The 26571-nt window shown below is 38.2% G+C and carries 38 protein-coding genes and 1 pseudogene; 10 read left to right on the top strand and 29 right to left on the bottom strand.

Annotated elements, in window-relative coordinates; genetic code table 11:
• Positions 1 to 2 precede the first annotated feature (2 nt).
• From GXW81_RS04185 to GXW81_RS04135, 11 genes are all read right to left on the bottom strand, one after another.
• Complete coding sequence (locus GXW81_RS04185) at positions 3 to 245, bottom strand: hypothetical protein (protein ID WP_161531315.1); 243 nt, start codon at positions 243 to 245, stop codon at positions 3 to 5.
• Position 246: 1 nt separating this feature from the next.
• Positions 247 to 738 (bottom strand): hypothetical protein, encoded by a 492-nt coding sequence (locus tag GXW81_RS04180; RefSeq protein WP_161531314.1) that lies wholly within the window; start codon positions 736 to 738, stop codon positions 247 to 249.
• Positions 735 to 1703, bottom strand: coding sequence for a late control protein (locus GXW81_RS04175; RefSeq protein ID WP_161531313.1), 969 nt, complete (start codon positions 1701 to 1703; stop codon positions 735 to 737). Before GXW81_RS04175 ends, GXW81_RS04180 begins: the two co-directional genes overlap by 4 nt.
• Entirely contained in the window at positions 1703 to 2311 is a 609-nt protein-coding gene (locus tag GXW81_RS04170; RefSeq protein ID WP_154138153.1) for a DUF6046 domain-containing protein, read from the bottom strand. The genes GXW81_RS04175 and GXW81_RS04170 overlap by 1 nt, the downstream gene beginning before the upstream one ends.
• A 1-nt stretch (position 2312) precedes the next feature.
• Positions 2313 to 4226, bottom strand: a complete 1914-nt coding sequence (locus GXW81_RS04165) for a tape measure protein (protein ID WP_161531312.1) — start codon at positions 4224 to 4226, stop codon at positions 2313 to 2315.
• A 449-nt stretch (positions 4227 to 4675) separates the two neighbouring features.
• Positions 4676 to 4972: a hypothetical protein gene (locus GXW81_RS04160; protein WP_161531311.1), complete on the bottom strand. Its 297-nt coding sequence runs from the start codon at positions 4970 to 4972 to the stop codon at positions 4676 to 4678.
• A gap of 32 nt (positions 4973 to 5004) precedes the next feature.
• Positions 5005 to 5421: a hypothetical protein gene (locus tag GXW81_RS04155; protein ID WP_161531310.1), complete on the bottom strand. Its 417-nt coding sequence runs from the start codon at positions 5419 to 5421 to the stop codon at positions 5005 to 5007.
• Between the two features lie 3 nt (positions 5422 to 5424).
• A complete protein-coding gene (locus GXW81_RS04150) occupies positions 5425 to 6594 on the bottom strand; it encodes a DUF2586 family protein (protein ID WP_161531309.1) in 1170 nt (389 codons plus the stop codon).
• A complete protein-coding gene (locus GXW81_RS04145; protein ID WP_161531308.1) occupies positions 6594 to 6941 on the bottom strand; it encodes a hypothetical protein in 348 nt (115 codons plus the stop codon). The genes GXW81_RS04150 and GXW81_RS04145 overlap by 1 nt, the downstream gene beginning before the upstream one ends.
• A 4-nt stretch (positions 6942 to 6945) precedes the next feature.
• On the bottom strand, positions 6946 to 7962 hold the full coding sequence (locus tag GXW81_RS04140) for a hypothetical protein (protein WP_161531307.1): 1017 nt from the start codon (positions 7960 to 7962) through the stop codon (positions 6946 to 6948).
• Positions 7963 to 7987: 25 nt separating this feature from the next.
• Positions 7988 to 8977 carry a hypothetical protein gene (locus tag GXW81_RS04135; RefSeq protein WP_161531306.1) on the bottom strand — a complete coding sequence of 330 codons (990 nt, stop codon included), beginning with the start codon at positions 8975 to 8977 and terminating at the stop codon, positions 7988 to 7990.
• Positions 8978 to 9164: 187 nt separating this feature from the next.
• Here GXW81_RS04135 and GXW81_RS04130 point away from each other — a divergent pair, with 187 nt between their 5' ends.
• The 8 genes from GXW81_RS04130 to GXW81_RS04095 all read left to right on the top strand — a co-directional run bounded on the left by GXW81_RS04130 (position 9165) and on the right by GXW81_RS04095 (position 15541).
• Positions 9165 to 9455, top strand: a complete 291-nt coding sequence (locus GXW81_RS04130) for an oxidase (protein WP_161531305.1) — start codon at positions 9165 to 9167, stop codon at positions 9453 to 9455.
• A gap of 3 nt (positions 9456 to 9458) precedes the next feature.
• Positions 9459 to 9926, top strand: a complete 468-nt coding sequence (locus GXW81_RS04125; protein ID WP_161531304.1) for a terminase gpP N-terminus-related DNA-binding protein — start codon at positions 9459 to 9461, stop codon at positions 9924 to 9926.
• Positions 9919 to 11505: a hypothetical protein gene (locus tag GXW81_RS04120; protein WP_161531303.1), complete on the top strand. Its 1587-nt coding sequence runs from the start codon at positions 9919 to 9921 to the stop codon at positions 11503 to 11505. The genes GXW81_RS04125 and GXW81_RS04120 overlap by 8 nt, the downstream gene beginning before the upstream one ends.
• Positions 11506 to 11543: 38 nt before the next feature.
• The gene (locus GXW81_RS04115) at positions 11544 to 12026 is read left to right on the top strand and encodes a hypothetical protein (protein WP_161531302.1); all 483 of its coding nucleotides are present in this window, start codon (positions 11544 to 11546) and stop codon (positions 12024 to 12026) included.
• Between the two features lie 2 nt (positions 12027 to 12028).
• Positions 12029 to 12460: a phage protein Gp36 family protein gene (locus GXW81_RS04110; RefSeq protein ID WP_161531301.1), complete on the top strand. Its 432-nt coding sequence runs from the start codon at positions 12029 to 12031 to the stop codon at positions 12458 to 12460.
• 38 nt (positions 12461 to 12498) lie between these two features.
• Positions 12499 to 12993 (top strand): phage morphogenesis protein, encoded by a 495-nt coding sequence (locus GXW81_RS04105; RefSeq protein WP_161531300.1) that lies wholly within the window; start codon positions 12499 to 12501, stop codon positions 12991 to 12993.
• Positions 12990 to 14252, top strand: a complete 1263-nt coding sequence (locus GXW81_RS04100; protein ID WP_161531299.1) for a DUF935 family protein — start codon at positions 12990 to 12992, stop codon at positions 14250 to 14252. Before GXW81_RS04105 ends, GXW81_RS04100 begins: the two co-directional genes overlap by 4 nt.
• Positions 14253 to 14332: 80 nt before the next feature.
• The gene (locus GXW81_RS04095; protein ID WP_161531298.1) at positions 14333 to 15541 is read left to right on the top strand and encodes a phage minor head protein; all 1209 of its coding nucleotides are present in this window, start codon (positions 14333 to 14335) and stop codon (positions 15539 to 15541) included.
• A 78-nt stretch (positions 15542 to 15619) separates the two neighbouring features.
• Here the strand turns inward: GXW81_RS04095 and GXW81_RS04090 are convergent, their stop codons facing one another.
• The 17 genes and pseudogenes from GXW81_RS04090 to GXW81_RS04015 all read right to left on the bottom strand — a co-directional run bounded on the left by GXW81_RS04090 (position 15620) and on the right by GXW81_RS04015 (position 24190).
• A complete protein-coding gene (locus GXW81_RS04090) occupies positions 15620 to 15802 on the bottom strand; it encodes a hypothetical protein (RefSeq protein ID WP_161531297.1) in 183 nt (60 codons plus the stop codon).
• 65 nt (positions 15803 to 15867) lie between these two features.
• On the bottom strand, positions 15868 to 16242 hold the full coding sequence (locus GXW81_RS04085) for a PH domain-containing protein (protein ID WP_161531296.1): 375 nt from the start codon (positions 16240 to 16242) through the stop codon (positions 15868 to 15870).
• Positions 16243 to 16305: 63 nt separating this feature from the next.
• The gene (locus GXW81_RS04080) at positions 16306 to 16590 is read right to left on the bottom strand and encodes a hypothetical protein (protein WP_161531295.1); all 285 of its coding nucleotides are present in this window, start codon (positions 16588 to 16590) and stop codon (positions 16306 to 16308) included.
• Positions 16591 to 16594: 4 nt separating this feature from the next.
• Positions 16595 to 17032: a hypothetical protein gene (locus tag GXW81_RS04075; protein ID WP_161531294.1), complete on the bottom strand. Its 438-nt coding sequence runs from the start codon at positions 17030 to 17032 to the stop codon at positions 16595 to 16597.
• Position 17033: 1 nt separating this feature from the next.
• Positions 17034 to 17360: a hypothetical protein gene (locus GXW81_RS04070; RefSeq protein ID WP_161531293.1), complete on the bottom strand. Its 327-nt coding sequence runs from the start codon at positions 17358 to 17360 to the stop codon at positions 17034 to 17036.
• A 146-nt stretch (positions 17361 to 17506) separates the two neighbouring features.
• Positions 17507 to 17977 (bottom strand): hypothetical protein, encoded by a 471-nt coding sequence (locus tag GXW81_RS04065; protein WP_161531292.1) that lies wholly within the window; start codon positions 17975 to 17977, stop codon positions 17507 to 17509.
• Positions 17978 to 17981: 4 nt separating this feature from the next.
• The gene (locus tag GXW81_RS04060; protein ID WP_161531291.1) at positions 17982 to 18476 is read right to left on the bottom strand and encodes a hypothetical protein; all 495 of its coding nucleotides are present in this window, start codon (positions 18474 to 18476) and stop codon (positions 17982 to 17984) included.
• Positions 18477 to 18548: 72 nt separating this feature from the next.
• Complete coding sequence (locus tag GXW81_RS04055) at positions 18549 to 18785, bottom strand: hypothetical protein (protein ID WP_161531290.1); 237 nt, start codon at positions 18783 to 18785, stop codon at positions 18549 to 18551.
• Positions 18786 to 18802: 17 nt separating this feature from the next.
• Positions 18803 to 19489 (bottom strand): DUF3164 family protein, encoded by a 687-nt coding sequence (locus tag GXW81_RS04050; protein ID WP_161531289.1) that lies wholly within the window; start codon positions 19487 to 19489, stop codon positions 18803 to 18805.
• 25 nt (positions 19490 to 19514) lie between these two features.
• A pseudogene (locus GXW81_RS04045) lies at positions 19515 to 19637 on the bottom strand (nucleoid-associated protein); the annotation flags it as partial.
• 41 nt (positions 19638 to 19678) lie between these two features.
• Positions 19679 to 19921 carry a hypothetical protein gene (locus GXW81_RS04040; protein WP_161531288.1) on the bottom strand — a complete coding sequence of 81 codons (243 nt, stop codon included), beginning with the start codon at positions 19919 to 19921 and terminating at the stop codon, positions 19679 to 19681.
• Positions 19918 to 20100, bottom strand: a complete 183-nt coding sequence (locus GXW81_RS04035) for a hypothetical protein (RefSeq protein ID WP_161531287.1) — start codon at positions 20098 to 20100, stop codon at positions 19918 to 19920. The genes GXW81_RS04040 and GXW81_RS04035 overlap by 4 nt, the downstream gene beginning before the upstream one ends.
• Positions 20085 to 20216, bottom strand: a complete 132-nt coding sequence (locus GXW81_RS10480; protein ID WP_260393538.1) for a hypothetical protein — start codon at positions 20214 to 20216, stop codon at positions 20085 to 20087. The genes GXW81_RS04035 and GXW81_RS10480 overlap by 16 nt, the downstream gene beginning before the upstream one ends.
• A complete protein-coding gene (locus GXW81_RS04030) occupies positions 20203 to 20496 on the bottom strand; it encodes a hypothetical protein (RefSeq protein WP_161531286.1) in 294 nt (97 codons plus the stop codon). The genes GXW81_RS10480 and GXW81_RS04030 overlap by 14 nt, the downstream gene beginning before the upstream one ends.
• An 11-nt stretch (positions 20497 to 20507) precedes the next feature.
• Positions 20508 to 21140: an AAA family ATPase gene (locus GXW81_RS04025; RefSeq protein ID WP_161531285.1), complete on the bottom strand. Its 633-nt coding sequence runs from the start codon at positions 21138 to 21140 to the stop codon at positions 20508 to 20510.
• The gene (locus GXW81_RS04020) at positions 21137 to 22075 is read right to left on the bottom strand and encodes an ATP-binding protein (protein WP_161531284.1); all 939 of its coding nucleotides are present in this window, start codon (positions 22073 to 22075) and stop codon (positions 21137 to 21139) included. The genes GXW81_RS04025 and GXW81_RS04020 overlap by 4 nt, the downstream gene beginning before the upstream one ends.
• Before the next feature lie 24 nt (positions 22076 to 22099).
• Positions 22100 to 24190 (bottom strand): hypothetical protein, encoded by a 2091-nt coding sequence (locus GXW81_RS04015; protein WP_161531283.1) that lies wholly within the window; start codon positions 24188 to 24190, stop codon positions 22100 to 22102.
• Positions 24191 to 24347: 157 nt separating this feature from the next.
• Between GXW81_RS04015 and GXW81_RS04010 the strand changes: the two genes are divergently transcribed.
• Positions 24348 to 24695: a hypothetical protein gene (locus tag GXW81_RS04010; protein ID WP_161531282.1), complete on the top strand. Its 348-nt coding sequence runs from the start codon at positions 24348 to 24350 to the stop codon at positions 24693 to 24695.
• A 325-nt stretch (positions 24696 to 25020) separates the two neighbouring features.
• Here GXW81_RS04010 and GXW81_RS04005 read toward each other — a convergent pair whose 3' ends face one another.
• Positions 25021 to 25236, bottom strand: coding sequence for a hypothetical protein (locus tag GXW81_RS04005; RefSeq protein ID WP_161531281.1), 216 nt, complete (start codon positions 25234 to 25236; stop codon positions 25021 to 25023).
• Between the two features lie 63 nt (positions 25237 to 25299).
• Here GXW81_RS04005 and GXW81_RS04000 point away from each other — a divergent pair, with 63 nt between their 5' ends.
• Positions 25300 to 26052 (top strand): hypothetical protein, encoded by a 753-nt coding sequence (locus tag GXW81_RS04000; protein ID WP_161531280.1) that lies wholly within the window; start codon positions 25300 to 25302, stop codon positions 26050 to 26052.
• Positions 26053 to 26571 lie beyond the last annotated feature (519 nt).

The raw sequence follows: 26571 nt of genomic DNA, 5'->3' as shown, positions 1-26571 counted from the left end.
ATTTAGCTTAAATTCGCAATCTTTATCTCTGTTGTAGCACCTGTTTGGGAGGTTGCCGACCCTGTGGTCGATACCTTTATTCCCGCTGGAACTTCCACACGAAGCTCCAATATTTCTTGCACGATAGCTGTGGCTATTTTATCCGACAATCGCTCCACCGAGCTGTCCCAACTTTCCTCTTCGTTTTGCTCTTGTAGGAAGGCTAATTTTATTTTTTGTTTGAGTCTTTCTTTGTTAAGTGGCATTTTAATTATCTTTTAAAAAGTTTTTAAATCGGTTTTCAATTGCCGTAAACTGAGGTTTATTTATTAGCCTGATGGTTGGTCCCGCATTGGTAGTGAATTTCATTTTCTTAATTTCTTGTATCAAGTCCACCATCAATGCCTTTAGCGTTTCGTTTTCTTTGCGGAGGAGAAACCCCTCATCATTTATTTTTATTTGGGAGTTTTCAGTTTTAAAATCAAACTCTTCCACTTCACTGAAAAACTCTACATAAAGCCTATTTATATCCTCTTCAATAGGAGAAACAAGCACGAAACTTCCAACTTTTGGGTATAAATAAAATCGCTTCGTTTCGTTATCAATAGTAGCAGACAGCCGCACATCAGTAAACTCTATTTCTCCATCGCTAACGGTGCATGTTCCAGCCGTTTTATCTACCGAAATCACCTGCACTGGAAAAGTATCAACGTCTCTTTTAGCTAACTCCCTAAATGCGTCTTGTAGCTCTTTACTCATAACTTATTACTTATTGTTACCTCTCGTCTCGCTCCACCTGTTCCAAAAGTGGTAACTACTTTTTTTATAAAGTATTTACCCTCACGATTCTTATGCTCATTATCTATAATTTTGGCAGCCATTCCAGGAGTGGCAAAAGGTATTAGGAATGTTTTTACAGAGCCTTCAAAACCGTCATATTTTAATTTTTGCATTTCGGCATTAGCAAGCTCCCTCATTTTCTTTTCGTCTGACAATACAGATGTATGAAAGGTTCTTAATTCTCCATCTTGGTCGCCTACTTCAATACTTTTTTTCTTATTTTTCTTGTCAATATAGGTATAGCGAACCTTTAACCTCTTTTGATCCGCAGATTTATACTCTAAGTTATTTTCCACCAGATTATAATTTAGGTCATATAAGACCTCCTTACCTATATTGTTGACTTGTTCTAATCCTGCGTATAATTTACCCTCATCATCTAGATAAATGCTTATCCCCAAATTTTGCTTTAAATCCTGCAAAACTTTAGCACCGTTATTATTTCTAATTACCATTTTTTCTATCGGTACATGAGGTATCTTATCAGATAGCTCTACAGGAGTGTCTTTTACGACTTCTTTTAAAATTTCTTTCAGCGTAGTTTTTTGGTTGAACGCCTTGTTTATATTTTTCCTTCTTAATAACCAAATGGCATCTTCACACTTTATTTCAAGCGGTATTTTTGAACCTATGGAAGTCACAAAACCCATAAACTCGACGCCCTCATATCTTCGCTCGTAGCCTAAAGTTATTTTTACTTTATCGCCTACTTTTATTGCCTCTTCTACCTTTTTAAACTCTCCATTTTGTCTAACTCTAAACTTTGACGGCATTTTAATTTTTGCCGTATTGGAAAGCTCCTCCACGCTTTTCATTACTTCTACTTCGGTAATGGAGTTAAAAACAAAATTTCCAATTTCTATTTTTGAAGTCAATACAAACATTATTGTAATCTTGAAAGGTTATTTGCCATCGCATTTTTCTCTGTTAAATCGGCGTAAAAATCTTGGTCGCTTACCGCTTTGATGGTATATTTTTGCACCCCTTGATTTCCTGCCATTTCTTCCCATTCAATATCTTTTAAAACCAAACTTTTAATATCAAAGAGCAGTAGAAAAGGATTATTAACTATTTCTAAAGTATCGTTGATTTCAAATAGGCGTTGGAGGTTTTGCACCTGCTCCGCTGGATACTCATCCCGCTTATTAACATCCTCATACATACACACGCCTCTAATGGTAATTTGATAGTCCTCCGTACATATATACTCCTTTACTGTTCCTTTCCTCTCTTTACCTACGGTTGCCGTTTCTACTATGGTTTTAGCTAGGCTCATTGAAATAAGAGGCTCGTTAGGAAATGGAAATTCTTCTCCATTGTAACTCAGCTTTAAGGTTTGAAAAAATAATCTACCTAAAAGAAGCTCCCGAGCAATACCTGTCAACGAAGGCAAAACAAATTTGGTTTTATTCTGCCCCCACCATTGCGGAAATGTAGCACCTACATAATCAAAATGAGCCTTTGCTACTAATTCTTTTACATCAAATTCCATTTTACCCTGATTGTAATTGATTAACACTATTCACTGAACGCAATAACATTTCTTGCACTTTGTCTCCAAGTGTATTAAGCCCTTTTTCTGTACTATCTACATGTATGACTGTTTGGTCTTGAAGTTTCCCTATATTTACAATGATGGACATTTGTTTTGAGCCCCCCGAAATAATACTATCGGTTTTTTGTTTTCCCGTACCGTTACCTTTTGTTTTTTTATCTGTTTTAGACACTCCAGCATTTCCACCTAAATACCCTCCTTTATTGCCCACGGTAGGCATTACTTTGCTCATTATTCCATCTTTCACATCAGACATTGACGCCCCTTTCCACGAAAGCGATTGACCTACCTTTCCAAACTCATTTTTAGCGGCAGTTCCTAATGCCACCGTTTTTTTTATACCGTCGACTATTTGCTTTTTTCTATTATTGGTATCTTGAGCAATGGCATTTAGGGCAGCATTATTTTCAGCCTCATTACCCAAGCCAACGACGTTTTTAAACTCATACCAGCCCTCCTTAATTTTGTTAAGTCCTAACATTAAGCCATTAACGAGATTATTCCACTGTATTTCTATACCAGATACAAAAGCCTGAAATAATAGCTTTACGCCTTCGGTAGTATGCTTCCACGCTTTACCCCACCCGTCTATATTGTAAATACAATAGGCAATAGCTGCTACTAGAGCTACTATTCCCATAATAATTAAGCCAATAGGATTAAGTGACATTGCCAAGTTCCAAGCCCATTGGGCTGCTGCAAGTCCCAATATTCCTGCGGATAACGCACCTATACCAATGGCTAAAGGCTCTATAAAAGGACCGAAGAAATCTGCCGCTGTACTAAATAGGTCTAAAAGAGCCGAAACAATAGGAATGAACACCGTTCCTATTTTTACCATGATTTGCTCAAGCTGTCCCTTAAACCCTTCCATTTTACCATAGGGAGTGTTAGCAACATTGGTAAGCATATTATGAAACTTACCACCCTTACCTGTTGCTAAATCAAAAGCCTTTCTTACCTCGCCAACCGAGATTCCCCCTTGCTCCATTCTTTTGGTGAGGCTTTCCATACTTTCCCCAGTTTTTTCTGAAAGTACTTGTAATGGATTGAACCCTGCACTAATGAGCTGGAGAAGTTCCTGTCCTGCGAGCTTACCTTTGCCGTTAATCTGAGCGAAGGCTAATGATAAACTTCCTAATTTATTAGCATCGCCCATAGATATATCGCCAAGCTGTTGCATAATAGGAAGTACATCGGCATCTTTTATCCCATTGGCAAGCATTTGATTTGCCATATCGTAAACTTCCGTTCCGAAAACCGTGTCCGTAGCAAATTTTGTCAGACCATCATATAAAGCCGTTCCTACTTCTTGAGTACTTGCTAAAGTTTGGAGCTTCATTTTTTCTTTTCCAGCCTCCATTGATTTTTCCGTAGCACTCCATAATCCTCCCATTGCGGCACCTGCCATAGTAAGAGGGTTTTTAATAAGGTCCGCACCAGGTAAAGAGTTGGCGAAATCGTTTCTCCAGCCTTTCATCTTAGAACCAATACCGTTTCCAGATATCCCTTGTTCTAGTCTTCGGACCTGCTTTTCTAATCTCTCAGCCTCTTTAGTTGCCTGTGCAAACTCACTTTTTAATACCGTTCCAAACCTTACCTTATTTACAGATTCCAGCTTAGCCCTCAAATCATCAACGGAATGTTTTAGCGTATCGGAACCTTTCACGGCTGATTTTGCTGCTGCAAAATACTTCCCAAAAGCGTCTGTCGCTTTACTCTGCAACCTGCCAAGTCCGTCGGTTGTTTTTTGAGCTTGCGAATACAAATCGTTAACCCCGCCTCCTATTTTTTGAAGGGTAGCAGTAGCTACATCTTTAAGTCCGATAACAAATTCGTATCCGTTTGCCATTTTTTTATTATATTTGTAATAAGTTTTAAAGCCTAAACAAATGATAGTCTTTATCTTTTACATTCTAGGTTTTTTCGTTGCATTGGTATTCTTGCTTGCCTTTATACAGGGATACATTGCCCTTTTTAAGAAAAAACCAATAATTTCAGCAGTTACTCTTTTAGTCTCTGCCTCATTTTGGCTTATTCCAAATTTTGCCCTCGCTGGTATTTTGTTTTTTGCCTTTAATAGCTTTGTGACAGCTTATGCAAAAATGATAGACAAAAAAGTGAATCCTATCTAGGTTAATCCTTTGTTTTTTGCCTCTTGCTCTCGTAGATATTGCATCTCATTTACCCGCATTGCCCAATCTTCATCACTTAAATCATTAGGATTCTGAATACCCAAATAATACATAAGTTGGGCGTTGGCAATGCGAATAAAATCATCTTCGTCTACTTCAAAATCCCTTAGAGCTTTTCCAGCGTTGCCGTCTTAACTTCTATAATACCTCCTAATTGGGCACTTGCACCGAAGAAATATGCATCATTCGTTTTAATCTCCTCATCACCACCAAGCCAGCATTGATTTAGTACCATTTCGTTAAACTTGATTGGCTCGTTCGCCCCCATAGAGGTTGCTAGCCCCATTATTTTTCTATCTGGACTTTTAAGATAACACACTTTGTCTTCAACGGCAATCTTAAAAATCTCTCCGTGTTTTTGTTTCCACTCGTTAATTTGTTCCTGTGTAACTTCTTTTGACATTGTTTTAATTCTTTTTAAATGTTATTTAAACTCTACGATTGGCGTTTTACATCTAAAAACATAATTGGGAGTTCTACAATCATATTTTTGTCGCCTTGCTTCATCGCTTTTTTCACTTCGGTAAATTCTACGCCTTTCAAAATATCGGTTACCATTTGCCCTCCGTCTTTAGGAACATAGGAAACCACTACATCAAAAGAAAGGCTAAGGATATCCTTGTTTTTGGCGTCGCGTGTCATCGCTTCTAACTCCGATTGCCAAATGCTCAGTTTCCCTTCATAACTTCTATTACCGCCTACAATAGCGTGTGGCTTGCACCCACGCCCGTAGAGAAACTCTTTTTCTTTTTTCTCTAGGTATTCTACCTCCGTAACACCGTTGATAATACGACCACCAAAGGCAATGGTAATATCACACCAAGCATATTGTTTACTGCTAAATGTTGCCATATTTTAGTCTTTTATTTCTGTTGTAAATCCAATGTTTACCTCGATTAATTCTGCATACCCCACAGGTAATAACTGAATGTTAACGATTACTTTTCCACTTCTCAATACATCCTGTTTAGGGTCTATGAATACTTTTATAGATGATAATTCCCCTTTCTGTACCATTAAGCCGTTAAGGTTGTTTTCTACCTTAGATTGCCAACTCTTAATAATGGCTGGATGAATAGTTCCATCAGTGTTAATAGGAACTTCATCACTCAGCTCTTCTAACAGTGAATCGTAAGCAATGAGCATCGCTTTATCCATCACAAAGCCGTTGCTGAGCGTCTTAAAATCGTCTGTCGAACGTGTAAGGGTTTTATCTCCACTGAAGTAGTAGCCACTTCGCCCAGCGAAAGTTCTAAAGAAGATATAGCCTTTGTCATCAATAGCGTCCCATTGGTCTGCTCGGCCGTCTATTGTGGTTCCGTCGGTAAAATAGGCGACCAAAGGAAGCACACTACCGTCTTTTACTCGGTGGATTTTTCGCTGTACAGGAATGCTTGTTATTTTCCCCAATGCTAGTCCAATAGCGGCATCTTTTGCCGTATCTTCACTACCTATCAAACAAGCCACTCTATTGAAATCGCTTGTTTTATAGTCGGTCAGCTCTCCTACATTACCATTCCAAGCGTTGCCCGAAACAAGCACCCGAAAAGGCATATACTTCAAAGCGAAATGTTCTGCTAAGTCTTGAGCCTTTACTACGGCCGTTTGCACATCTTTGTCTAAGCCTCCAGCTAATACTTCAGAGCCTGTAGGCTTACGCACTACACCTAATACTCTTATATTCCCTCGTGCATCACCTATAAGTTTAGGAGCAAAGTTTCCATCCTTGTTTAGCATTTCGGTCATAGTAGTAGCATCGCTTACTAGCATTAACCAAATTTCCGCACCGTTTCCTGCCTTATCGTAAAAAGCCTTGATGTGTTTGTAGGCAAATGGATTTTCCGTTTCGGTAATACCTAAGTCTTTTGCCTCTGAAAGCGAAAAAAATTGGTAAGAGCTACCTAGTTGAACTTTTCCGCTTACTGTAGTTCCTGTGCAGATAAGAGCAGGTACTTTTTCCCCTGTATCTACTAATCCACCCAAACCATCCTTAGCTATATTAAATAATACTTTAGGTAAAGCCATTAGTTTTGTTTTTTAAGTTCTTCAATTCTATTTGCTAAAAGTTTGTGTACCGACTTTCGGTTTGCTTCTCCCTCCTCTTGCAAGATGAGGGCTTCTAATATTCCGATATCGGTAATATTTGCAATTCGCCCTTTTACTTCCTGCAGGTTACCATGTAGGGTGTCAAAAGTTTTTTCCTCTTTTTTATTAGCTCTCACAAATTCTGACACTTCTGTATCTTCCAATGATTGAGCGTGTGTCCTTGCGTGATCCATTCGTAAGAATAAAAATCCGTCTGTTGTGGCAAATACTTGCGAAACATTAGGATGTTCCGCTAAGTATTTATGTGCCTTTGTGATTACATCCATAGCTTTATAAAATTGCTCCTAAATATTTAGGGTTTTTAGCTCTTATTACTCCCACTAATGCTCTTTGAGCAAACGATAAGGTATCAGCTTGAACGCCACTATCTCGCAAATTAGCATACATACCTACGTCGCCGAAGCATCTAAACACTTCATCTTTTACCCAAATGAATGAGGCTTGTTTGTCGCCGCTTTCCTTGGTCGCTCCGAATGGCTTTTTCACTCCTGCTGAAGTGTACAGCGGATTTTTGCCGTATTGGAAAACATTGATACCATACATCTTACTTTCATTCATGATTTCCTTGTAGAGGCTTTTATCCTCTTTACGAATTCGAGCTAAGTGCTCAGGCGTAAAGCAGATATTGATACCATCATAGATGTCCTTAGATTCCAAAAATGCCTTGATGTCAATAATTCCGTCAATTACGGAGTCAGAAGCTCCGAGGTTCAATACCTTGTTGAACTCATTATCCTGTTGAGGCGACCAAGCGTACGCGGCTCTTTTTCCTAAGTTTTTCGCTAAGGAAATACGATGCCTTTGAAGTACAGAATTTCTTCTATCATAGCTCAATTCTATTTCTTGTAATTGCCTATGCCTTGTTTGACCTGTAGAGTAGGTTTTCAGCACTACCTCATTATCTATATCCTTTATATCAACAATGGGTAGTGGATCTTCATTATTCTCAAAATAGTTTTCGTATACAGAAGGTTCAATGCCCGCCTCAGCTAAGTGTAATTTATTATTTTCCACATATTCACTCATATCCACCGACTGGGCAACAAATGAATGGTTAGGAATTGGATTCTCTTTAATCCCAGCAACCCAAACTTCCGTTTGTAAACTCATATTGAGTGCCTGTCTTGAAATAACTGGTGCAAAGTATTGTACCGCCGTAGATGTCCCCACAATTACTACTGCCATAAGCAGCTCCGATACTCCAAACATAGGAGCAACAAACATTGAAACAAATAAGGCTAAGCAAAAATTGATAAGCAATGCCTTGATTGATAACTTCTTTTTCATTTCGTTTTTTATATTTAATTATTTTTTAGTTTTCCTTGTATCTTACGCCTTTAGCATAGTCTTTTGCTAAGCGTTCATATTCTTCTGGTTGGTTGAGTTTAATATCTCTCAACTTTTCAACATCGTGTTTTTGCAGATAATCAAAAGTGAGTTCTACACCAGTATTAGGTTTTTCTCCTTTGCCCAAGACCACCGTTTTAACGGCATTGCTTTTTCCGCTAAGCTGGATTTCTTTTTCTTTGTCTGCAATCAGTTGGCTAAGTGTGGCTTTTTGTCCGTCAAAGTCTAATTCAAAACTTTTCAGTTGCCCCTGCTTTAACGCTTCCGGAATTAACCCTAACGCAATGGCTTTATCCACTAATTGGGTAGCTTCTGCGGTTTCGTTAGCTTTTTGCCTTTGCTCTAACTCTGACACACGGCTCTCCGCCGTTTCCTTTGCTAATTTGAGTTGCTGTACTTCTTTTAATACCAATTGTTCGTTGGTATCTTCGCTCATTCCGAGAGCGAGGGCAATAGTTTTAATATTCATCTCTATTTTTGTTTTTAATTTTTTCAACTGAATAGGAACACCGTTTCGGTGGAGCTTCAAAGCATTATCATTACCACCGATATCCACGATAGAAAGTTCTACCAGTTTGGATTTGGTTACGGTTTCAAATATTTGACCTGGGAGTAAATGTTCTGGACTTGAAGAAGTCTCTATCACATTAGCACCAATAGAAGACATTTTTAAAAAGCCTCGTTCTACCTTTCCAGCTATTTTCTTAGAAAATTCGTCTTCCATATCAAACTCCACATCTGCTAATAGCTGTCCTCCTTTGGTTTCTAGCTTAACCACACGACCTACCACCTCGTTGCCTTCTGGACCGTTGACTTTGTGCGTGCCTCTAGAGTGCATGTATAATACTACAGGATTACGCATAAATTGCGTGGTATCTATTCCTGCCGTAAGTATTCGGTAACCGTAGCAGTTAACTACATCTTCATCGTTAATCACAAATCGGTGTATCTTCATTTTCGTTTCAATTACTCCGCAAAATTCTAATGATTTCAGCAGGTTAAAAAACTGATATCCAACGCTTGTATTAAAAAACTACAAGCATTGTGTTAAAATTATACAAGCGTTGGATACCAAATTTATTAGGCTATTTATATGAGTGAAATTTGCATCAACATTAACGAATAACTAAACCCAAATACCTATGCAAGATATCTTACTGAACGATGATAACGATTTAGAAATAAAAGACGGCGATTTTGTCGTAGGACACTCGAATAAACAACACCAAAAGCATATCCTGATGGCGAATAAAGGAGAGTACAAAGAGTTTCCCGAGGTAGGTGTGGGTATTGTGCAAATGCTTGCTGATGACCGCTATACAGAACTGCTCATCGAAACCAAAAAGCAATTGGAATATGACGGCATGCAAATAAATGATGTGAGCCTTCAACCCAATGGCAAACTAATGATTGACGGAACATATAAAGAATAAACTATGGCAAGACTACGAAGAGAAGACCGTATCGAAAAGCAGAGCCAAGGGCGACAATTATACGCCTCGGGCTTTTCGTATGTAGATATTTCCAAGATATTAGGAGTAACCCAAAAAACCCTTAGTAATTGGGCAGAGGAGGATAAATGGGAAGAAGAACGAGAACTCTCAAGCATTAAACCTAGTGTGATGAAACGCCTAACCCTTCAATGTGCGTTAGCAATTCAAAAAGGAGAACCCTTGCCTTATAAAGCCGATGATATTTCTAAGATAGTCGCCGCTTTTGACCGCATTACCGATAGCCGAAAGAAAGCTGTTTACACCATGGAAAGTGTGGACGGATTTACGGAATATATGCTTAATAAAGCAGGTAAAGCAAAGGGTAAAACGCAAGAGGAGCTATTGGATCTTATAAAGACGATACGACCATACTTTGACGCCTATATAACACAATTGTTACAAGATGACTAAAACAGAACTCAAAGAGGCAAAAGAGCGGTATTTTAGGCTTTCTAAAATGGTCAAGGAACTAACGACGAAGTCGTTGGTTAAAGAAAGTGTAGACCAACAACAAGAGCGTATCCAATACCTATTGAAACCTGAGAATTATGTGGAATTTTTCGATTACTATTTTGGAGTGAATAGTGGTTTGCCTTTGGCAGATGCCCCCAGTGCCAAGTTTCATCAAAGTAGCTATGAGAAAGTTTTTCACGATAGAAAGATACGCCAGTTCCGACAATGGTTCCGTGGTGCGGCGAAGTCTATCCATACCAATGTAGGGAACATTTTGCACCTGAAAGAAAACAACGAATTGTTTTTTGCTATTCTTATTGGTGCGAATGAAAATCTTTCTAAAATATTGCTTTCCGATTTACAGGTACATTTAGAAAGCAATGAAAGAATTATTAAAGACTTTGGAGTTCAATTGAGCTATGGCAACTGGGCTGATGGCGAGTTTCAAACCAAAGATGGCAAATATTTCAAAGCGTTAGGATTGAACCAACCGTTTAGAGGTCTAAGGTTTGGACAATACCGACCTGACTTTGCCAGCGTGGACGACTGCGAGGATCGAGATAGAGCCAAACGCCAAGATATGGTGCGAAAGTATGGCGAAAAGATTACAGGCGACCTTAAAAAAGCCTTTCACAAACAGCGTGGTCGCTTAATCGTACCCAATAACTACATCGTAAAAGACGGCATCCTTGACTTTATGATGAATGCTTTCAAAGAAAGTAAACATTTTGACTTAAGCCGAGTGGATTTAGCTACTAAAAACATCACCAAAGACAATTACAAAGATGTGAAAGATTGGACACCTAGTTGGGACGAGCGATATACCAAACAAGAGGTTATTGATATTATAGAAGACGACGATTATTACACTTCCCAACGGGAGGATTTCAACAATCCAATTGAAGAGGGTAAACTCTTTAAAGCGAAAGAAATCATCCATCGAAAAGTACACCACAAGGAAGTTTGGGACGGCTTTTTAGTACATTGGGATTTATCCTACACTTCCAATGGCGACTATAAAGCAGGAGTTCTAATCGGTGTACAAGGCTTGCGTTTGACGGTATTGGAGACTTTTTGTCAGCGTTGTAGTATCAATTCGGCAATGGAAATGCATTTTTCTTGGATTTTTAAGTATAAACAAAAAGGCTATACACCTTTATCATTTTACGATGCCACTGCAGCCCAACAAGCCGTATATTCGCCGGTTATTTTGCAAACGGCAGAGGATAACGATTGTACGGATGTTCCCACTCCACAGCACCAGCAAGGCGACAAGCATAACCGAATAGAGGCAACCCTGCGGAATATCCTAACTCGCAAACTCTTGTTTTGGGACGAAAAACTAAAAGACGAGAAAGATTATGAGGCTTTTATGAAGCAAGTATTGGCTTTTGAAAAGGGAACAACAAGTAATGACGATGCTCCCGACACCTTAGAGCGAGCCGTAGCGTTAGCTCAACTTTATTACGGGTATTCAAAAGCGGAAGGAAGCGGAAAGCCTCTCATCGGCAAACGAAATAAAAAACGAAGAGTATAAGCGAGAGCCTCCGCTGGCAATTTTAAAAGTAAAAAGCAATGACCGTAAGAAAAGAACTTTTTGTAAAAATAAAACAAGCCCTTGCAAATGTGCGGGGCTTAGAACTGATAGACCTACAACGAGGGCAATTTGATAATCCTAAAAAAAACTACCCTGAAATATGGACTGCAGCACTCATCCAAGTAATGCCTATCCGCTATGAAACGATGACGGAACACGGACAAGAGGGCAGTTGTGAGGTGCATATTGATTTTTATTGTAAAGACGGCTGGACGGACCAGCATTTGGGAACCACCGACCCTGAACACGGACTAATGGAGTTGGATATATTGGACAGTATTACCGATGCGTTGCAGTTCCTAAACGGCGAACAATTCAAGCCACTACAACAAACAGGAGAGGATGAATTGCAAATCAATGAAGACGGTATTATGAGCTATCGTCTGACTTTTTCAACATTGATATACAAACAAACTAAGTATCCGTATCAACCTAAAAAAATAACATTTAAACGCTTTTGAAAATGTTTTTAAAAATAGATGAACTGAAAACCGTCGCTACCCGTGAGGTAATTGATTTAATAACTAATGGCGATAATAGCATAGTAGAGGAAATCATTGCAGAGAGTATTGACCTTATGAAGTCGTATCTATTCAAATATTACGACACCACCGCCATATTTGAAAAAGAAGAGAACGAACGCCCAAAGGTCTTATTAAAATACCTCAAAGATATAGTGATACACGAAATTTATATCCGTAGAACGAAAAACATGAACGAGGTAGCAAAGACGCGATACGACGAGGCAATGCTTTGGTTAGAGAAAATAGCAAGGGGAACTATTGAAGCAGACTTGCCTAAAAAAATGGTCGATATAGATGGCGATGGCGTACCCGATAAGCCAAGCCCTTTTATGAAATTAGGTAGTAGAAAAACCTACAGAAACCACTGGTAACAGTGAGCCACCGCTGGCAGATATAAAAATGAAAAATAATGGGAAAAGATTTAAGAGACCTACAAGCCAAGCTCAATGAAGTTGCCCAATTTGTACAAAATGATATAATCGACATTATAGCAATAGAGGGCGAAAAGTTTATTCAAAAAAACTTTGAAGACGAAGGTTTTAATGATGGAGGACCACAGCCTTGGAAAGAGCGAAAAACAACCGATAAGCGAGGGCGAGATATTACCCGCTACCGAACCAACCGAGTGGGTAAAATGGGAGCTCTAAACCGTTATGGCAGTAAACTTAAAGACCGCCCTATTTTAACAGGACACGGAAGCGGTGGCAATAAATTAAGACACTCTATAAACACAAAAAAAGAAAAGGATAGAGTAGTCTATTCTACACCTAAAGACTATGCGAAAAGGCATAACGAAGGTTTGGACGGAATGCCTAAACGCCAATTTATGGGAGAATCAAAAACATTGAGCAAAAACATTGAGACTAAAGTAACAAAAGAGTTAGACAAAATATTCAAACAATGAGCAAAACCAAAAAACGATATACCGACAGGGGCATTCAGCTAAAAGGTAACGCCTTGAAAAAAAGTGTGCACCTCAATAAAAACAATACACAAGATGTGGCTAAAGTAACCCAGCTAATGCTTGATATTATTCGCCGACAGCGAAGGCTTTGGCGTATGGAAATTAACCACTGGCAAAGTGCAAGATACGCCAGGTATCAGCCAGAGTTCCCACGCACTTATCCTATGGAAGAGGTCTATCAGGATATTTTATTGGACGGGCACCTCACGGCAGTAACCGAGAACCGTACCCTTAGAGTAGTAAATAACGACTTCATTTTTGCCATTGACGGCATTAAAGACGACCAACTGACCAACTATATCAAAGACCAAGAATGGTTTGAAAATACTATTAAATGGGCACACGAAAGTATTTATCACGGTAACTCTGTAATTTGGATTAAAGACTTCGCTAAAGGCGAAATTAAAGAGGTAGAGCTCATTGATAGAGGGCTTATTATACCAGAGCGTCATTTACTTTTAAAAGATTGGGACGCCAATGAGGGTATAGATATTAGAGAGGTGTCCGATGTATTACTTTTCGCTCAGTTTTATAGCCCCGTTGGACTATTAGAAAAAGCGGCGGTGTATTGTATTCTAAAACGCCATTCTTGGGGAAGCTGGGACGAGTTCGAAGAGCTGTTTGGAGTTCCTATTCGTATTGCTAAAATAGCTTCGCAATCGGACACGGTTAAAAATGAAGTGGCTGGGTGGTTAGAAGAAATGGGGTCGGCTCCTTATGGTGTGTTTCCTATCGGAACGGAAATAGACATCAAAGAAAACAGCAAGTCCGACGCTTTCCAAGTGTTTTATAGAAAAATTGAAGCCTTAGACAAAGAGCTTTCTAAATTGGTTCTGCACCAAACAATGACTACTGAAAATGGCAGTAGTAAGGCACAAGGTGGCGTACACGAAAATACACTCAAAGAGGTCATCTATGCCGACAACAAAAAAATGTTGGCGTTTCTCAATAACAAGTTAGTGCCTGCGATGCGTAATTTAGGCTATAACATTCCAGAAAATGCCAAAATACAAATAGAGCAAACTACTGACCCTAAAGAACAAATAGAGGTAGATGGTGTATTATTAAGCAACGGTTATATACTTAAAAAGGATTACATAGAACAGACCTACGGTGTAGAGATTGAAACTATGCCAACGCAGAACACTGCGAATATTAGCACGAACGATCCAAAACAGCAAGAGGCAAAAAAGCCCTAAGCCTACTCAAATTACACTATCGCACCCAGTGTTGTGGGAGTGAGCCTATCACACTCAACAAGCAGAATCATGATACAGGTTTGAGTAGGCTAATTGAAGATTATATTCGTGAGGCATTTAATGAGCGACAAGTCAGCGAGGAGCAAAGAGAGAAGCTATGGCGGTACTATTATGATAAGTTAAGTAATGCCGTAGATGTTGGCTATTCGCCCACCTTAGAACATTACAGCGAAGAGCTTGCTTTATCGCTCAAACGAAATATTGCCGAGTTTTCAGCTTTTAAAGAGACGAGTTTTAGAAATCAATTAGAAGCCTTGCTAACTGATAATGGTAGGGAACTTAGCTGGAGAGAGTTTAAGCAAAAGGCAGATGATTTGAATATTGAATACAACCGCCGATGGTTGAAAACAGAATACGACCAAACCGTAGCCATTGCCACTCAAGCAGGAAAATACCAAAAGTATTTGGCTAACAAGCACCTTTATCCTAACCTGCAATATAGGACCATTGGAGATAAGCGAGTGCGTGAAAAACACCAAGCGTGGGACGGTTTGATATTACCTGTAGAACACGAATTTTGGAAGACACACCTACCTCCTAATGATTGGGGTTGCCGATGTTATGTAGTACCCACCGATGAGCCCGTAAGTGAATATGCTAAGGTAGAACCACTAATAAAAGAGGCGTTTGCTAACAACCCAGCATTGAGCGGTAAAATATTTTCGACTTCCGCCTATCTAACTTCTGGAGGATTTAATCCAGAAATGATAGAAAAGATTACTGCATGGAGCATAGAAATGTTTAATAAGGTGATTAGAGAAAGTAAAGTTCTCTTAGAAAAATCTAAGTTATTGGCTCCCTATAAAACAATTTATAAAGCTAAAAATGGGGCAACCGTTAAGGTAAGTCCATTTGCAGATAAAAAAGATTTATCTAGCAATATAGCTACGGCTAAGATATTAGCCAAAGAGCTAGGAATACCTGTGAAAATAAGACCGCACTTGAACCCTGATATTATGTTCAAAGTTAAAAACCCAGAATATGAAATATTAGGAAAAATAGCAGAAAGAAAGGCTGTTGAAACCTCTAAAGTTAAAAACCTTAGAAATGTTTATCGCTCTGCTAACGAGCAAGGCTGTGAATGTATCGTTTTTGATTTAGATGCTTCTCCTTTATCTATAGAAGAGGTGGAGATAGAAGCCGTTAGAAAGTTTAAAACTTTTCCTAAAATAACCAATGTGTATATTATTAAAAATGGAAAGGTTATAAATGTGAAAAGCAACTCGTAATGAGTTGCTTTTTTATGTACTGACATATTCTTGACTTTTACCTCGCGAACTTTAAGTACCTTATGCAAATATACAAATTTATTCGGAATAACAACCCTCGCCTCGCAATATAGCCTCTACCGTTCGCTCTGATAAAAAAACACGCTCAGCAACTTCTGTAATTACGGCATCAATACGCCACTGAGGATGCTTTATAGAAACCTCCTCGAAAAGTTTTCTAACTTTTTGGTTGCGTAAGTGTAAGCGTTGTCTTCGTGTCATATCGCAAAATTAAAGCAAAAAAAAACGCCAAGCAAACTGGCGTTTTTTGATTCAATTGTTTTTTACTAGATTATCTTATTTGATAAAAATACTCCTATTTTCTTTATATCTATTTTTTTACTAAACTTAATCCCAAATACACCTACACCGGATACCCACATTTTAAAGTCGCTATCGCCGTCAAAAAGTCCAGCCGTCTCTACGGAAAATGAAGTTATCTTTGAATACGGGAAAAATCTAAATTCTTTTTTAGAACCTGTAAGCCCCTGAACATCATAACAGATTAATCTTTTGTTAGTAAATACTACTTTATCACGAGCGTGTGTGTACGCAAGCTCTACTTTTTCGCCCTCTACAAAAAAACTGGAGAAAAGTTCTGTTGCTTTGTTAATGTCGTCCTCTTGTACTACGCTAAAGCTAGCTAATAAATCTATTTTCATAACTAATATTTTTTTAACTTCTCAAAAATAAAAAAAACCGCTCGGAAGTTCCAAGCGGTTGGATTAAAAACTCATAAATTCTTTTAAAAGCTTTTTAACCTCCTTTTCAAAGACATTTAAAAATAAATTATCTTTGCTTTGTGCTTCTCCTTCTTTTGTTGCCGTGAAGGTGTGCCACTCAAAAGGTGGCTCGTCTATTAAAAATCCCTTTTCGGCAGGTTCTCTATAGACATACGGTTTTATTTCGTAGCCTCTTATCATTAGAAATATTAAAATGTCGGACTGAGGCACATGAGTATCTACTTGTATATTTATGAGGTTTGGCTGTTTAAATATCGTTCTTATCATAAGATTAAATTTTATCCGCCAACCAGTATTTTTGGTTGAGGAAGGTTGAAGGGTACGGCATAGCCGTTTTATCTATCTTTTTCGTTTCTTTGAACTTAGGTATATAGAGCAGAACTTCTATTTTGTCTGCATCGGACAAGGCATTCCACGCTTTTTGGGTAGTAGCTATTTTGCCTTTTTTGTAGCCGTAGAGGTTCCAGAAAATTTCAAAACTCAAATCTGTAGGCATTGGCATATAGTCGAAATCTAACTTTTTATTAGAGCATAAAAACAACATTTGAGATTCTGTAAATGGCATTCTTGTACTTTGTAATACCCATTTCACTTGTTCCTCCGTGTATTTTTCGCCGTACAGTTTTAGTTCTTCTAAAACACCTAAAAAGCTGTACTTAAAATAAATTTTTCGGGAACTTTTCTTGTGTAAAGCGATATATTCTCTCATATTATTGAATTATTGAGGGGTGGATTTGATTTTTTAAAATTTCCAACTTGTTATTTTCATAGGCTCCAATTTGGGCACTCTCTTGTGTATATTTTATCCACAAATAAAGGCACTCAACGGTGTGGTATCTCATTGTTATTTTAGATGCTTTTTTTGTGTCATTGGCGAAAGAAGAAATACCTTTTTTGAACAGAATATCTCGAAGCTCTATCATTATAGATTGTCCCGTTTTACTTTTCGGCAAAGATTTTGCCAACAAATCATAATCTCCCATTAGTCTATTGAGCAGTTGGAGCGTTTCCTGCTCTATTTTTATTTGGATTTTCATTTGTTCGATTTTGTTTTTTTAAACTCCCAAAAAAAACAGCTCTGTTGTATTAAAATGAATGATAGCAACAATTCTGTCCTTGTTACATTTCCCCAAGCGTAAGATAGCATTAGAAAAAATACTACTACAATATATATTCTTGTCATTTAATTCAAATTTTTAAGTTTGTTAGCCTTATGCCAATAGGCTTTATTTCCGAAAGTTTTGGATGCTTTTCTATTGTTATCTGCCAACTTGTGAAGCTGTCTTAGAAGCACCTCTAGTTCTGATACGGAGTGGAACGCCAAAGGTTTTTTATAAATGCTCCTTTCTAGCATCCACCTATTGAGATGCCCAAAAGGATTGGGCTTCGCTCCTTTTTCCGTTATTTCCAATAGCGGTTCATTTGGGCGGTGGATTCCTTCGCTTTCTAAGATAGAAAGACAGGCGCTGACGAGTTGCGTTTTGCTCTTTTTGATGCCCTCTAAGGCATTGCAGAGGTCTATCAACTCTTGTCTGTTTAATTCTCTACTGCTAGAGGTTCTGCCATTCGTGAACTCGTAGATGACCTCGTGCCTTTCGTCCCTGTTGAAGCCTTTTTTAGAGAATAATGTTTGGAGTTTCTTTATTGTTGCCATAATTTTAGTATTTAAAATCCGTCCAGTGTATTATTTTTCCACTAAAGAAGTTGTTTGGTTTTGAGGTTATAATGGGATAGAAGTAATCAAAAAATGCTTTGTAATTATCAAAGCCGTCATTAATTGCCAATTGTTCTTTTTCCCTAAAATCGTATATATATCTATCTTCTATTGAAATTTCTATAATGTCGCCAAACGCATAGGACATGTAAATATCTTGCACAGCCTTCACAGGAAGGCTTGGAGCGAAACTAAACATATCTTTTGTTCGCGAGTTTATAAAGAAATCTATCATCACACCTTTCTCCCAACGATTGTTTTTATCTTCTCGAATGGTGTGAATTTTGGGCTGAAATTTATCCTTTAATTTAAAATCATAGTTATTTGGATAATGTTCTTTTGGGTCTAAAGCCACATTTAAAATACTTAATCCCTTGTGGATTTTTTCTACAAAATAAGTTGGCTTTCCGTTTAATTGTGTTGAAAAAGGTAGTATCATCTATTTAATTTTTTAGTATTTGCTCCGCCCGATGGCTCGAACATCGGTGCCTGCCAGTGCGGAAGATGGTTTTTATTCTGCATAAATTGCTTTTACAGCAAACATACATGCCTCCTCCAGTTTGGTTTGAGCGATAGAAATAAGGCGTTGTTTTTCGCTGCTTGCGGGGGTTATATTTTTATTTTTTCCAGCACCTCTTAATATCTCCAAGTCATCTATCAAGTCTGACACTTGTCTTCTTACTTGCTTTGTAAATGGGTTTTGCTCGTTAGCATCATACGATGTCATTTTATTTCCTTTTGTATTCATTGTTTTTTTATTTGATTTTACTGTTTATTATAATTTTCGTGTACGGGAAAAAGGCTGTCTATATCCGTCCCCTCGGGGAAGTCCACTGCCGAAATAGACAGCGGAATATTAACCTTTTTACCTTGGGCATCGGTATAGCTGGCGTCAATAAAGAACGCCGAGCGTTGCGGTTTGTACGACTGGCGGATAATGTTTACCGCATCGGTAAAATTCAGGTCGTTAAATTCTTCTGCCAGTTTAGTAAGTTCTAAAACCCTTGATGCTTTTAGATTACCTTTTGCGTCTTTTTTAAGCAGTTGGTTCACGGCGTGTACTAATTTACCTGTGGCTTCGTCTTTTGCAAGAGAGGAAATAAACTCCCTTACTTTGTCTATTCCAGCGGTAACAGTATCATCCCAACCGTCAATTATCCTAAAGCCATAAGTAATGGTATTGCCTTTATCATCGGTAAAGGTGTGCGACTGCTGTGTGTCTTTCACACCGTAAGCCTTAGATTTGAGGTCTAATAGGGTTTTTAGGCTTTCAAATACATATAGTTTCGCTTCACGAAGATGCATTTCTACTACTTTCAAAGGTTCAATTATTTGGACGAGTTCTTTGTTTACTAACTCTTTGTAGGCTCGTCTGTCTTCCGATTTTTCTTGGTTTCGTCTGTCAAGTTCTGCTTGGAGTTCCTCCGCTGTTAGGCTTGATAGGTCTTTCATTGTTTTAAATATTTAGGGTTAATGATTAGCTTTCCTCTTTAAAGTAAATTTTATAGTATTTGCCTTTTTCGTCTTTTCCTTGCTCTATCTTTTTACGGTCGCCGTGTACATAGATATGGAAGTTTCGGTCTAGCCTTATTATAGTCTTGTGTGAGGCTAGCGGTACTTTATTTTTGTTTTGCTCTTTACTCATTGTATTGCTATTATTATTTTATCTATTTCACTTATAGCAGTTTCCTTATTTTCTAATTCTTTGAATACCTTATTAGCTTTTTTTCTTGATTTTATATTAAGACTAAATACTGGCATGACCCCTTCTAATTCAAATTGATAGTTTATCTTATAGATTTTATCTTCTAAATCATATTCCTTTGTTATGAGGATTTGTCCGTGTTTTTCAGTATCGTGTAGAATTGCAAATTTTTCTTTCATATCTCGTTATTTTTTATTGTTTCTTTTAATTGTTTTTCTCTGTACATTAACTCTTCGTGGATTTTCACCCACTCCTCTTCGTAGCTTTCATCTTCTAGCCTGCGTTTAAGCTCGGCGATGATTTCGTTGAGTTCCTCCTCCGTCGGGGGGAAAAACTCATTTCCTATACTTTCTTGCATTGCTGTTGTCTTTTTCTATGTTCTTCTAACTCTTTGGCTTTTTTCAAGGCTTCTTTAGCGTCTTGCTTCTGTTGATATTTTCTAAATTCAAATTGATAGTTGTTAAAACTTTTCATTTTCTAATGGATTGGGAAATTTTTCTATATACTTATCTATCGGTAGCCATTGCATATTTTCTAGGTCTTCTACATAAAGGACAACATCGTCCTTCATATATTTCATTGCGGGAGCTTGCCATTTCTTTTGGTCGATAAAGCGGCTTATTCTCACAGCTTTATAGGGAGCAGGAAACTCTGTTCCTTTTCCAGAGTTGTACCCGTGGAGTATGAGCCTGTCTCCCCAAGTAAGCCCTCCGTAAAGAGTGTCGAATGCGAGTATGTCTAGTATTTTGTTCATATTGTTATTATTTAGTTTTCTTTTCCTACAAGGGCTTCGTAGCCTTCTTTCCAAATAATGTAGTTACCGCCATTAGGACCTATGGTTCTACCTTTACAGGTAGCGAGGTAACCGCTTACAAAAATTTTCATTTTTGCATCGTACATTATTCGTGTTTGCAGTTTATCAGCCGGATTCTTACCTTCTGCATGTCCGATAAAGACGAGTACTTTTTGGGTTGCCCATTTCTTCTTAAATACCATGTATTCGTCCCAAGATTTAAAGAAATAAGGTACAGAGTCTATTATCACATATTTAGGACTATTTCTTTTGGATAAGTATAAATCTAATTCTTCTAAGGTAAATTTTTGTGCATTGAATGTATCGGCTACATCTTGCATTTTGCAGAGCTCCGTTCTATCAACAAAGTCGCTATCATCTGTTTCCTCTTCTAGTAAGTCGTAAAAAGTTTTATCACACTCTGCCAAGACTTTCGCCAGTTGCATCGCAAAGGTACTTTTACCACTTCCCGAACCTCCCCAAACAAACCAAACACCTCTGTTTTGTGGTCGTCCAAATGCCTCGTACCAAACGCCCTCAAAAGGCAGGCGTTCTATCTTGGTGTTTTGGATATTTGCAACGGTTAATACCTGCTTTAATTTCATTGTTTTGCTCTTTTTTTAAGTAGTACTTCCCTTTTAACCAACCTCTTAATCCTTCTAAAGTCTTCCGCATAGTCTATCATTTTTTCTTTAGTTCCCGTTTTAGTTCTAACGGTGGTTATTTTTTTTATCTTTTCTACTCTATTCCAAATTGACTCCTGCGTCAATTCATCGGTAATTCCGTTAGCTTCGCAGATTTGGTACACTTCTTTCTCCGTGGCTCCTTTTAGTTCTATATAAGAGCGACCGATACGGCTATCTATCTCGTCATAACCTTTTTTGGCTAGGCGTACTCCTTGGCGGATTTCCTTTTGCAGATTTTCCGTTCCACTAATAACAACCCCGAGACGGTCTTCTGTCTTATTAAACAAAGGAATAAACAAACGAAGCGCGGCAGGGCGGAGTTTGTCAGCTTCATCTATTAGTAATATAGGGTCATTAAATACTTGTTCATTGAAGTAATCAGCCACCATTTGCAACAATTCACTATTGGTTTTATATTCTCCCTTCAATGCCACTATACCTATTGTTTTGGCTATTAGTTGCATTAAAAACTGACGGGCTGACCATTCTTCTGCCTGAATAAGAACAACACTTCCCGTGGTGTCTTGGTTGTAGATATCTTCAAGAGTTACTGTTTTACAACTTCCTGCCTTATTAGATACGGCAAACCACATCTTTTCGGTTTTTGCGTCCTCAACAGCTTGGGCGATACGACGGTAGTTTCCAATGGTACGAACAATCGTCCATTTAGAGTCCTTATAATCTAATGCCGCGGCTATTTTACCTAGCATATTGCTTTCATCGGCGCCGTATTTACGTGCCATAATAGTGCTCAATGTACCTACACTGATGCCACATTTCTGAGCCACTTTGGAGTAACTTCCCAGTTTAGCTTTCCAAAGCTCTATGTGCTGTATGAGTTTATTTCGGTTCATTTTTAAAAGGGTTTTAAATATTGTTTAATAATCTGTTGCCACATCGTCTATGATTTCGTAATCATCAAATTTTTCAATCTGTTTCAGAGGGCGAGGTTTAGGCTCTTGCAGCCGTTCAGCTCTCTTTTGGTCTTTGTGCTGTCCATTACTATCAGTAATAAGCATCTTCTGAAGTACCTCTAGCTTTGGATTTTGGATAAACAACTCCTGCAAGACTTCTCTATTTCGTCCGCCTCGTTCGATAATATCTTCTTTGAGGCTGTCATTGAAATCAAATACCTTTTGTAGCGCTGCAGCATCGCCTTCTTTTCTGTCGTAGAGTGCCATTGGTTGTATATATTTCTCTTCAAGCATAAACTCAATCGTATCAATCACTTTTACCAATCGCCCGTGGTGGCTTTCGGCGTTTACGGCTAATACTTCGCTCATATCCGAAGGGTCGAAGTACAGACACCAATCTACATAGGCGTATTTCCTGAAATTTTGGTCGAAACTATCAAAGTAGTATTCCTCGCCGTTAATAGTTGCCGTGATACCACTACCTTGTAGCTTATTGGTGTAGCCTGTAGTCTGCCCATAAGCTCTCAAAAATGCGTTGGTCGCAAATGGGATACGGTCCTCTTCGGGTAATTCAGCCCAATGTTCCATATACGCCTGTACCTTCTCTTTTCTTTCTTTCTCTATGGCGTTAATAATTTGCATTCTTGCTCCTAACTCATCTGGAAACTGACGGCGTATCATATTCAGAAACTCATCATTCGGTTGATTTTCTTTTTTAGCGTTCACATTATGCCCCGACCAGTTGGGAGCCATTTCCTTTTGGAAGTGTTTTTCATTAAAATGTTTAAAAAATGGCTCTATCACTTTAGCTTTGGAGTTTTTCACTCGTGCAGGTGTGAAGTGCTTCGCTATTGCCTCATAGGTCTCTTTTAAATGCTTTTTTTGGTAGTTATCCGCTTGGAACTGGTAAGGTTTATATCGGTTTCCAAATAGCTTTTTGGTGTGATTTACCGCATTCGCTATTGCCTCGCGAATAAGCGAAGGATTTTCGGCTTCGCCAATCGCATAACCTACTGGATAATCATTAAATGGGTCTAGAACCAAAACCATCGTTAAACGGTTATGATAAGTTTTTACCTTTTGTCCTTTTTTATTGATTACTTCTGCTTGGTAGAGTAACTCAGCATCCCAACCATCCACTGTCCAATACAACATCGGTAGGCTTGGGCGTTTGCGTTTCACTTGCATCGCTTTTTTATGGTCAAAGTTTACCAAACCTCTCTGCCCCGCATAAGTGTATAGCTCCAGCTCTCGGCGGTGGTTGGCAATAGTTCCAGCAGTAATAGTGTCCCAACCTACCACCTTTGCCACCGTATTGTAATGGTCGGCAATCTGCTCGTTATTTAAGTTTTGATGCTTTTTGAGTAACTCTTCAATCAAAATAAACTGCTCAGATTTCTTAATTTTTGCTCTATTGCGTTTGCCGTATTTTTTCGATATGATACTTTCGTACCCCTCTTTGAGGTATTTATTAACTTTATATCTCAAAGAGTCGGGCGTGGTTGGTAAATCGTGGGGTACTTCGTTAAAAGAATTAACATCTTTGCTTAAGCTCTCCCATATTGTAACCCCTACACTTGCACCAAGGGCTTTTATGTAGGCTTTTCGGTTAGTTTTACAAGTGATAACCGCATTAAGAACCGAAGCATTGTAGGTGTATAGCTCTATCACTTCCGGCTCCAGCTTTCGCTCGTCATTTTCGCCAAAGCGATGGGCACAAAAGAAATCAAAGGCTTGGCGGTCGGCTTCGTAGTGTTTAGCAAAGAAATCTTTCTTAGCCTGTTCTTTAGGCTTAGGAAATTTCATTGTAAGGGCATCACGCCACGCCACACAAAGGCTGTCAAACTGAACTAAGGCATCAAACCCCAAAGAAGCTCTACGCAACTGCTTTTCTGTACAAGTTTTACTATTCATACGGTGCGAAAGCGAACGGTATTTAATAAGGGATAAGCTCTGCGGGCGTTTTTTCTTTTTCCCACGCTCATCGCTTATCAGCCAAAGGACCTTTACGCCCAGTTTGCCGTCGTGATATTCGTATGGTGTTGCTGTGTTCATTGTTTTTCTTTAAAAATGCTCGTCTTTCCGAGCCGTCAAGCGGGCTCTTATTCACGCTGTGCCAAGGGTTTTAGTTCCCGCCGTGTACCCGCCTCACGGTGTATGCTTTTCGGGAGATTCACTATATTTGCGTTGCTAAACTTTAAATGATAGTGATATGAAGGTTACTTTTTATGTGTATCTATCTGCTCCAGATATGGAAGGAGTTGATGGTCTAAACTACTTACAAGACCACATACTGCCTCCTCTAAGTTCTTTAGGCGAGCCTTTTCGTCTTTTGGGAGTCTTTTCTGCGAGTGAAATTTTTCCCGCTCTGTCTTGGAGTTCAAGTGAAACAATACCTGTTGCATCTGCTTACGAAGATGGCGTACTTCAGATAGAACTTTATTTTCAAGCGGTAAAACTTCAGACCGTTTGGCGTCGGATTGAGTTTTTGCAGTCGGCTTTTCTAAATTTTTGTGATAGGACGGCAGTGGATTGTCATTTTGAATACCATATTGATTAATATTGATTTCTATTTGGTTCAAAACCTCAAAGTTTTTCTGACAACGATAAACGATAGTATCGCGTAGTCTTTCGTTTGCTTGTATTATTTGCTCCGTACTGAGAGGTCTCCAACCCAAAGTTGAACCTGTTGTATTGTAACAATCCACTAACTGCTGTGCCGATAAATTACGGTGCCTCTTTTTCATATTATATAGATTTATAGGTTATTTTGATAACTAATCCAAATAGCAAGTAGTAGGTTGCTATTTGCGTTTGTTTTGTGTCCATATCCTGCACTATTCTTTTGGTGTAGCAGAATATTTTGTGTATAAGTTTTTTCATATTTATTGATTTATAACATTGCTCAATACAGCTTTAGTAACATCTTCAAGGGCTTTTTTAGCCTTGTAATAGTCCTTTTTTATGGCTTCGGAAGTCGCACTAGTGCGGTCGCCATTAAGTGCTTTTCGTACAGATGACTCTGTAACTCCATAAGCAACAACCAACTCTTTTATAATACTTTGGTTATACTTATATTTTTTATTCTTACTTTTGTCCATTGTCCTATTAGTGTTATTTGTCAGGACAAATATAGAAACTATTTTTACTAAAAAACAAATAAATTGGAAACAAATTTTACCAATATTAAAGAGAGAATACTTTATTATACTGATATAAAGGGATTTACAAAGGAAAAATTTTTTGAAGAATTAGGTGTTACATATGGAAATTTCAAAGGAAAGGCAAAAGAAAAAGCCTTAAGTTCAGATATTTTAGCAAAAATAGTTTCCAAATATCCTGAAATTAATCCAGAATGGCTCCTTACAGGAAGAGGAGAGATGCTGAAAGAAATTAGTCATTTAGAGCCTCCGAACTGGTATGAATACGATTTAGGGGATAATTATGTTTCTAAGGTTCATAGTGAAGAAGCTCTTGAGAGGGTTGGGCTTAGAATAGCTGAAATATGCAATAAATTAGGAATGGACTTTGATAAATTCGCAAAATTTATTGGAGTAGATAGTATGTTTTTAATGGAGGTCATATCAGCGAATCGAAAAACTCCTTTAAGCCTATTAGATAATATAATGAATAAAGTCCCTCTATTGAAACCAACTTGGGTATTTACGGGCAAGGGAGAGATGTTTAAACAGCCTCAAGGTTACACTACAGAGCAAACCCCACCGCTAATAGCGGCAGAGGGTAAAAGTGATTATAGCAATAATACGGAGGTAGAGCTATTGCGTAAACAGGTGGAATTATTAGAAGAAAACAGGTTATTACACCAAGAAATAAAACAATTGCAAGAGCGTATCAACGGCTTAGAGCAAGAAAACCATGCCATTCAAAAACAGCTACAAAATAGAGCGGCGGGGTAATATCTGGGTAGTATGGGTGAAAATGTAACCTATAAAAACAATATATCGTTAATAATCAACAACTTAAATACATATATCTTTGCAAATTAGGGTTGTTTTCAGTGTGTTTTTATGTTTTTTTTGTTTAAAATTATGCAAATTGGGGGTATTTTCAGTATGTTTTTATGTTGTTGAGATTACACCCAAGATTGCACCCATAGTTACACCCAATACTATTTTTGTACATTTCAAATTGGTTTTTGAGCATACCGCTAACCATCTTGTTAATGCCACCAATATGGTTCCGTATTCATTCAGTACAAGGTATAAAAAAAGCCCCAAAAGGGGCGTTTTTATTAGGTTTAAGGTAGTTTTACGGGGTTTTCTATACGGTAATGGTAGTTATTGCCCTTAAAAGAGAAATTAAAGCCTATGCCAATGGTAATAAAATGGTAGTAAATGGTAGTTTCTGTACATTTCGTTTATTTTTATTTTTTAGGCTTTTTTCTCCGTAAAGCCTTTATTCATCGTCTTTTTTCG

Source organism: Riemerella anatipestifer (genome assembly GCF_009932355.1).
Lineage (GTDB): Bacteria > Bacteroidota > Bacteroidia > Flavobacteriales > Weeksellaceae > Riemerella > Riemerella anatipestifer_E.
The sequence above is the reverse complement of the archived record's forward strand: the minus strand, read 5'-3'. Positions and strand labels throughout refer to the sequence as shown.